General features: G+C 71.4%; 6 protein-coding genes. All 6 read left to right on the forward strand.

Features of this window, described 5'->3' with window-relative positions; translation table 11 throughout:
• Window positions 1-98 precede the first annotated feature (98 nt).
• The 6 genes from truB to IJH84_RS10025 all read left to right on the forward strand — a co-directional run bounded on the left by truB (window position 99) and on the right by IJH84_RS10025 (window position 6,485).
• Window positions 99-1,031 (forward strand): tRNA pseudouridine(55) synthase TruB, encoded by a 933-nt coding sequence (truB, locus tag IJH84_RS10000; RefSeq protein WP_295143110.1) that lies wholly within the window; start codon window positions 99-101, stop codon window positions 1,029-1,031.
• A gap of 36 nt (window positions 1,032-1,067) precedes the next feature.
• Window positions 1,068-2,054: a bifunctional riboflavin kinase/FAD synthetase gene (locus IJH84_RS10005; RefSeq protein WP_200070078.1), complete on the forward strand. Its 987-nt coding sequence runs from the start codon at window positions 1,068-1,070 to the stop codon at window positions 2,052-2,054.
• Window positions 2,055-2,182: 128 nt separating this feature from the next.
• Window positions 2,183-2,662, forward strand: a complete 480-nt coding sequence (locus IJH84_RS10010) for a helix-turn-helix transcriptional regulator (RefSeq protein ID WP_200070077.1) — start codon at window positions 2,183-2,185, stop codon at window positions 2,660-2,662.
• A gap of 4 nt (window positions 2,663-2,666) precedes the next feature.
• Complete coding sequence (locus tag IJH84_RS10015) at window positions 2,667-3,335, forward strand: 2'-5' RNA ligase family protein (protein ID WP_295143114.1); 669 nt, start codon at window positions 2,667-2,669, stop codon at window positions 3,333-3,335.
• 351 nt (window positions 3,336-3,686) lie between these two features.
• On the forward strand, window positions 3,687-3,956 hold the full coding sequence (gene rpsO, locus IJH84_RS10020) for a 30S ribosomal protein S15 (RefSeq protein WP_200070075.1): 270 nt from the start codon (window positions 3,687-3,689) through the stop codon (window positions 3,954-3,956).
• Window positions 3,957-4,196: 240 nt separating this feature from the next.
• A complete protein-coding gene (locus tag IJH84_RS10025; RefSeq protein WP_295143117.1) occupies window positions 4,197-6,485 on the forward strand; it encodes a polyribonucleotide nucleotidyltransferase in 2,289 nt (762 codons plus the stop codon).
• Window positions 6,486-6,653 lie beyond the last annotated feature (168 nt).

Consider the following 6,653-nt stretch of genomic DNA (forward strand, 5'->3'; position numbering starts at 1 on the left):
CGAGTCCCGCGAGGCAGGCGGCCGGCGCCGCTCGGGCAACAGCGCCCAGCCCGGGGCCGCTGCCGCACTGCGCGGCGGGTCGGGGAGGATGAGTCGCCGTGTCCGAGCGTTCCCGCACCGCCCGCAACCGCCCAGCCGTACCGCCCGGCCTGCTGATCGTCGACAAGCCGGCGGGCATGACCTCGCACGACGTGGTGTCGCGAGTCCGGCGCATCATGGGCACCCGCAAGGTCGGGCACGCGGGCACGCTGGACCCGATGGCCACCGGGGTGCTGGTGCTGGGCCTGGAGCGGGCGACCAAGCTGCTCGGGCATCTCGCGCTGGACACCAAGGCGTACTTGGCGACCATCCGGCTCGGGGTCGCCACCAGCACCGACGACGCCGAGGGCGAGGTGCTCTCCAGCACCGACCCGTCCGGCGTCGCCGAGCAGGCGATCCGGGACGACATCGCCGAGCTGACCGGCGAGCTGCAGCAGGTGCCCAGCGCGGTCAGCGCGGTCAAGGTCAACGGCAAACGCGCCTACGAACTCGCGCGGGCCGGGCAAGAGGTGGAACTGGACGCCCGCCCGGTCACGGTGTCCCGGTTCGACCTGCTCGCGCTGCGGCCCGAGAGCGACGATCCGGACGCCGGGGCGGTGCTCGAACTCGACGTGCTGGTCGAATGCTCCTCCGGCACCTACGTGCGAGCACTGGCCCGCGATTTGGGGCAGCGCCTCGGCGTCGGCGGGCACCTCGGCCGGTTGCGGCGCAGCCGGGTCGGACCGTTCGGGCTGGCCACCGCCCGCACGCTCGACCAGCTCGAAGCCGAACCCGGCCTGTCCATGGGCTTGGACCAGGCCATCGCCACCGCTTTCACCCGCTACGACACCGACGAGGGCACCGTGCGCGCGCTCGCGCACGGCCAGCAGATCCCGCCGACCGGGCTGGCCGGGACCTGCGGCGTGTTCGGACCGGACGGGCGCGCGGTGGCGCTGGTGCGCGACCAGGGCCGCACGGCACGCCCGGTCCTGGTGCTCACCCCGGCGGGTTGAACCGCGTGCGCGGGGCAGGCATTACGCTTGCCAGCCGTGCAGCGTTGGCGCGGTTTGGAGCAGCTTCCCGGCGGCTGGGGCCGGTGCGTGGTGACCATCGGGGTCTTCGACGGAGTGCACCGCGGGCACCAGCAGTTGATCAGCCACGCGGTGCGCACCGCCCGCGAGCGCGGACTCCCGTGCGTGCTGATGACCTTCGACCCGCACCCCGCGGAGGTGGTGCGCCCCGGCAGCCACCCCGCGCAGCTGACCACCCTGCGCCAGCGCGCCGAGCTCGCCGAATCGCTCGGAGTGGACGTGTTCTGCGTGCTGCCGTTCACCGCCGAGCTGTCCCGGATGGCCGCGGACGAGTTCGTGCACGAGCTGCTGGTGGAACGGCTGCACGCGGCGCTGGTCGTGGTGGGGGAGAACTTCACCTTCGGGCACCGCGCGGCCGGTGACATCGGGATGCTGCACCAGCTGGGCGAGCGGTTCGGTTTCGAAGTCGCCTCGGACAGCCTGCTCAGCGGCAAGGCCGAGAATTCCGGCGGTGTGGTCGACGCCCCGGTGACGTTCTCCTCGACCTACATCCGCTCCTGCATCGACGCCGGTGACGTGGTGGCCGCCGCCTCCGCACTGGGCCGGTACCACCGGCTGGAGGGGATCGTGGTGCGCGGCGCCGGCCGCGGCGGCAGCGAGCTGGGATTCCCGACCGCGAACCTGTCCAGCCCGGCCTACTCGGCGATCCCCGCCGACGGGGTCTACGCCTGCTGGTTCACCCACCGCCACCGGGGCTCGACCGGGCCCGGCGAGACGTTGCCCGCGGCCGTCTCGGTCGGCAGCAACCCCACCTTCTCCGGGACCGAGCGCACCGTGGAGGCGTTCGTGCTGGACGTGCACACCGACTTCTACGGCGAGCACGTGTCGCTGGACTTCGTGCGGCGGCTGCGCGGGATGGTGCGCTTCGATTCGGCCGACGAGCTGATCGAGCGGATGAACCAGGACGTCGCCGAGACCCGCGAGATCCTCGGCGTCCGGCAGTGAACCGACGATTGAACGAAATTCGCGTTCCACTCCGCGAACGCGCGATGACCTGGCAGTATTCAGGACCGGCCGGGCCCGGACTCGCTCCGGGCGCGTCCAGCACGACCGAGGGCACCGGGGGAGCTGAAGTGGCGGAGCACAAGAGCGTCCAGCGCAATCTGGATCTGCAGCGGCAGTGGTACGGCGAGCCGCTGGGGGACCGGGTGCGCCGCCTCGTGGTCGCCTTCCGGACCTCGCAGGCCCAGCTCGCCGAGGTGCTGGGCATCAGCGCCCCGATGCTCAGCCAGGTGATGAGCGGCCGCCGCGCCAAGATCGGCAACCCATCGGTGCTGGCCAGGCTGGTGATGCTGGAACGCAAGGTGCTCATCCCCGGGGTGACCGCGGGCGAGTCGGAGGCGATCGAGCAGGCGCTGGCCGACGTGCGGGACTCGCACCCGTCGGTCGGCCGCGACACGCTGCCGGTGCCGGGCAACGGTGAACAGGTGGCGTGGCCGGTGCTCCGCGAAGTCGCCAAGCCCAGCGAGCTGGAGCAGGCGGCCGCGCTGATCGACGGGCGCTACCCGGCGCTGGCCGGACTGTTACGCCGGGCCGCGAACGGGGAATCTTGAGGTCGTGCCGGGCGAGTCGGAAGCGGATCGGGCGCCGCGCCTGTTCACGGCGTTGTGGCCGTCGCAGGCCGCGGTCGAGCACCTGGCGGGCGCCGTCTCCGGGCTAGCGGCCGCGCGCGTGGCGGCAGCCTCGGAAGGACTGCGGCGGTTCCGGTTCGTTCCGGCCTCCAAGTGGCACCTGACGCTGCGCTTCCACGGCAGCGCCGAACCCGGGCCGCTGAGCGAACGGCTGGACCGGCGCGTCGCCGGACTCACCGGGCGACCGCACCTGCGGCTGACCGGAGCGGGCGCGTTCCGCAGCGTGCTGTGGGTCGGCGCGGAACCCGCCTCGGGCCGGGACGCGGAGCTGCTGCGGGAGTTGGTGCGGGCAGCAGGCGGCGATCCGGAGGAGTTCCGCGCGCACCTCACCGTGGCCCGCTGGAACGCGGGGCGGCCGAGCGGAGGCCGGCTCACCGGTCTGCTGCGGGCCTACTCCGGCCCGTGGTGGGAGGTCGGCGAGGTCGCGCTGGTGCGCTCCGACCAGGAAGCCGAGGGGTCCGCTTACCGGACGGTGCACCGGGTGCGGCTCGGTGGTCCGGATGCGGAGGGCCGGGATGCCGCAAGTTCGGATGCAGCGCCCTCGGATGCAGGGCCCCCGCATGCACGGCGTTCGGATGCCGGGGACCAGGGCTGATGCGCAGGCCCTGATATCCTGCTCGGTGGATTCGGCTGTAGTCCGTGGCGGCCGTATCCGTGGGGACGCTGGGCAGCCGAGAAGCTGGCAGTCGGGAGATGGGCAGCCGGGAGATCACCGAATCGGCGCGGTCCGACATCGTCGGCCGCAATCCGCCGGACGGGATCGGCGGTGCGAAGGCAGTCGCGGAGCAGGCACCGATGCGGGGCACCTGCGACGCCGCGCTCCTTCCGGCCGCTGCCGCCGGGCTCGACCCGGGGATTCCCACCGGTGCCCGCCGCGGTGCCGCACTCCGGTGCCGCCCGGCGACGCACTCCCTGACACGGCACGCGAAACAAGGAGAGTCAACTCGTGGCGCTGTCCACTACCGAGAAGAAGCAGATCCTGAGCGACTACGGCCTGCACGAATCCGACACGGGTTCGGCCGAGGCCCAGGTGGCCCTGCTGACCAACCGGATCTCGGGCCTGACCGAGCACCTCAAGCAGCACAAGCACGACCACCACTCGCGTCGCGGCCTGCTGCTGATGGTCGGTCGTCGCCGCCGGCTGCTGAACTACCTGACCAAGGTGGACATCGGACGGTACCGTTCGTTGATCCAGCGGCTCGGCCTGCGTCGTTGACCCGCCCCGGGGGAGCGTTCCATTGTGGATGCTCCCCCGGTCGCACAACCCAATGAGAGAACGCGGGCACGCGGTTGCCCGCAAATACCCGGGTCCACGCCCACGGCGGGTCAGCTCCGCCGGTCCTCGGTAGTGGCTTCCGCGGGCGGTTTCCCGCCCCGGGCGCTTCGATCGATGACCGGCCTCGCCGGAAGACTCACCCGCGCAGTCGTGGACCCTTGCGGAAACGAGGAGTTCCACTTGACACAAGCGTCCAACGTCGACGAAGGCGTCTACGAGACGACGGCCGTACTGGACAACGGCGCCTTCGGCACCCGCGAGGTCCGGTTCGAGACGGGCAGGCTGGCCAAGCAGGCCGCGGGCAGCGTCGTGGCCTACCTGGACGACGAGACCATGCTGCTGTCGGCCACCACGGCCTCCAAGCAGCCCAAGGAGAATCTCGACTTCTTCCCGCTGACGGTGGATGTCGAGGAGCGGATGTACGCGGCGGGCCGCATTCCCGGCTCGTTCTTCCGCCGGGAGGGCCGCCCGTCCACCGACGCGATCCTGACCTGCCGGCTGATCGACCGGCCGCTGCGCCCGACCTTCGTGGACAACCTGCGCAACGAGGTCCAGGTCGTGGTCACGGTGATGAGCCTGGACCCGAAGGACCCCTACGACGTGCTCGCGATCAACGGCGCGTCGGCCTCCACCCAGCTTTCCGGCCTGCCGTTCTCCGGCCCGGTCGGCGGCACCCGGATGGCGCTGGTCGACGGGCAGTGGGTCGCGTTCCCGACCTACGAGCAGCTGCAGCGGGCCGTGTTCAACATGGTCGTCGCCGGGCGCATCGTGGGTGACGACGTCGCGATCATGATGGTCGAGGCCGAGTCCACCGAGCACACCGTCGAGCTGGTCGGCAACGGCGCGCAGGCGCCCACCGAGGAGGTCGTGGCCGAGGGGCTGGAGGCGGCGAAGCCGTTCATCCGCACCCTGTGCCAGGCCCAGCAGCAGCTCGCGCAGGCCGCGGGCAAGAGCACCGGGGACTACCCGGTGTTCCCGGCCTACGAGGACGACGTCTACAGCGCCGTCGAGGACGCGATCTCCGGCGACCTGTCGCAGGCGCTGGCCATCGCGGGCAAGCAGGAGCGCGAGAACCGCATCGACGAGGTCAAGCAGGCCGCGCTGGACAAGGTCGGCGTCGCCGAGGAGCAGCCGTTCGCCGGCCGCGAGAAGGAGGTCGGTGCCGCGTTCAAGGCGCTGACCAAGAAGCTGGTGCGGCAGCGCATCATCACCGAGCAGGTCCGCATCGACGGCCGCGGCCTGACCGACATCCGCAGCCTCTCCGCCGAGGTCGGCGTGATCCCGCGGACGCACGGTTCGGCGCTGTTCGAGCGCGGCGAGACCCAGATCTTGGGCGTGTCCACGCTGAACATGCTGCGCATGGAGCAGACCATCGACAGCCTCGGCCCGGACACGGCCAAGCGCTACATGCACCACTACAACTTCCCGCCCTACTCGACCGGCGAGACCGGCCGGGTCGGCAGCCCGAAGCGCCGCGAGATCGGCCACGGTGCGCTGGCCGAGCGGGCGCTGCTGCCGGTGCTGCCCTCCCGCGAGGAGTTCCCGTACGCGCTGCGGCAGGTCTCCGAGGCGCTGGGCTCGAACGGGTCGACCTCGATGGGCTCGGTGTGCGCCTCGACGCTGTCGCTGCTCAACGCCGGTGTGCCGCTGAAGGCCCCGGTTGCGGGCATCGCGATGGGCCTGGTCTCGGACGTGGTGGACGACAAGACGCACTACGTCGCGCTGACCGACATCCTCGGCGCCGAGGACGCCTTCGGCGACATGGACTTCAAGGTCGCGGGCACCAAGGACTTCGTGACCGCGCTGCAGCTGGACACCAAGCTGGACGGCATCCCGTCCGAGGTGCTGGCGCAGGCCCTGGGCCAGGCCCGGGACGCGCGCTTCACCATCCTCGGCGTGATGGCCGAGGCGATCGGCACGCCGGACGAGATGAGCCCGTACGCGCCGCGGGTCACCTCGATCTCCATCCCGGTGGACAAGATCGGTGAGGTGATCGGGCCGAAGGGCAAGATGATCAACACGATCACCGAGGAGACCGGCGCCGAGATCACCATCGAGGACGACGGCACGATCTACGTGGGCGCCGCCGACGGCCCGTCCGCGGAGGCCGCCATCGACAAGATCAACGGCATCGCGAACCCGCAGCTGCCGAAGGTGGGCGAGCGGTTCCTGGGCACCGTGGTCAAGACCGCGGCCTTCGGCGCGTTCGTCTCGCTGCTGCCCGGCAAGGACGGGTTGGTGCACATCTCCAAGCTGGGCAACGGCAAGCGCATCGGCAAGGTCGAGGACGTGGTCAACGTCGGCGACAAGCTGCGCGTGGAGATCGCCGACATCGACAACCGCGGCAAGATCAGCCTGATCGTCGTGGACGAGGACGGCGAGTCCGGCGGATCGGACGAGGGATCGGGCGAGTCGGCTGAGTCCGGCGAGCAGGCCCCGGCCGAGGAAGCCGGAGCCACCGCCGAATGATCCATCGCGGACGCCGCACCGCCGGCGTCCGCGAGCAGCACGGCGAACGGCCCGTCCCGGACTTCCGGGGCGGGCCGTATCGTGTCCGGGGGTTACGGCGAAGAGATCTTGAAGGACGATGAAGCAGAACCAGACACGTGCCGGGCACCTGCAACGGCCGGGCACCAC

It is taken from the genome of Saccharopolyspora sp., assembly GCF_017434145.1.
GTDB classification, from domain to species: domain Bacteria; phylum Actinomycetota; class Actinomycetes; order Mycobacteriales; family Pseudonocardiaceae; genus Saccharopolyspora_C; species Saccharopolyspora_C galaxeae.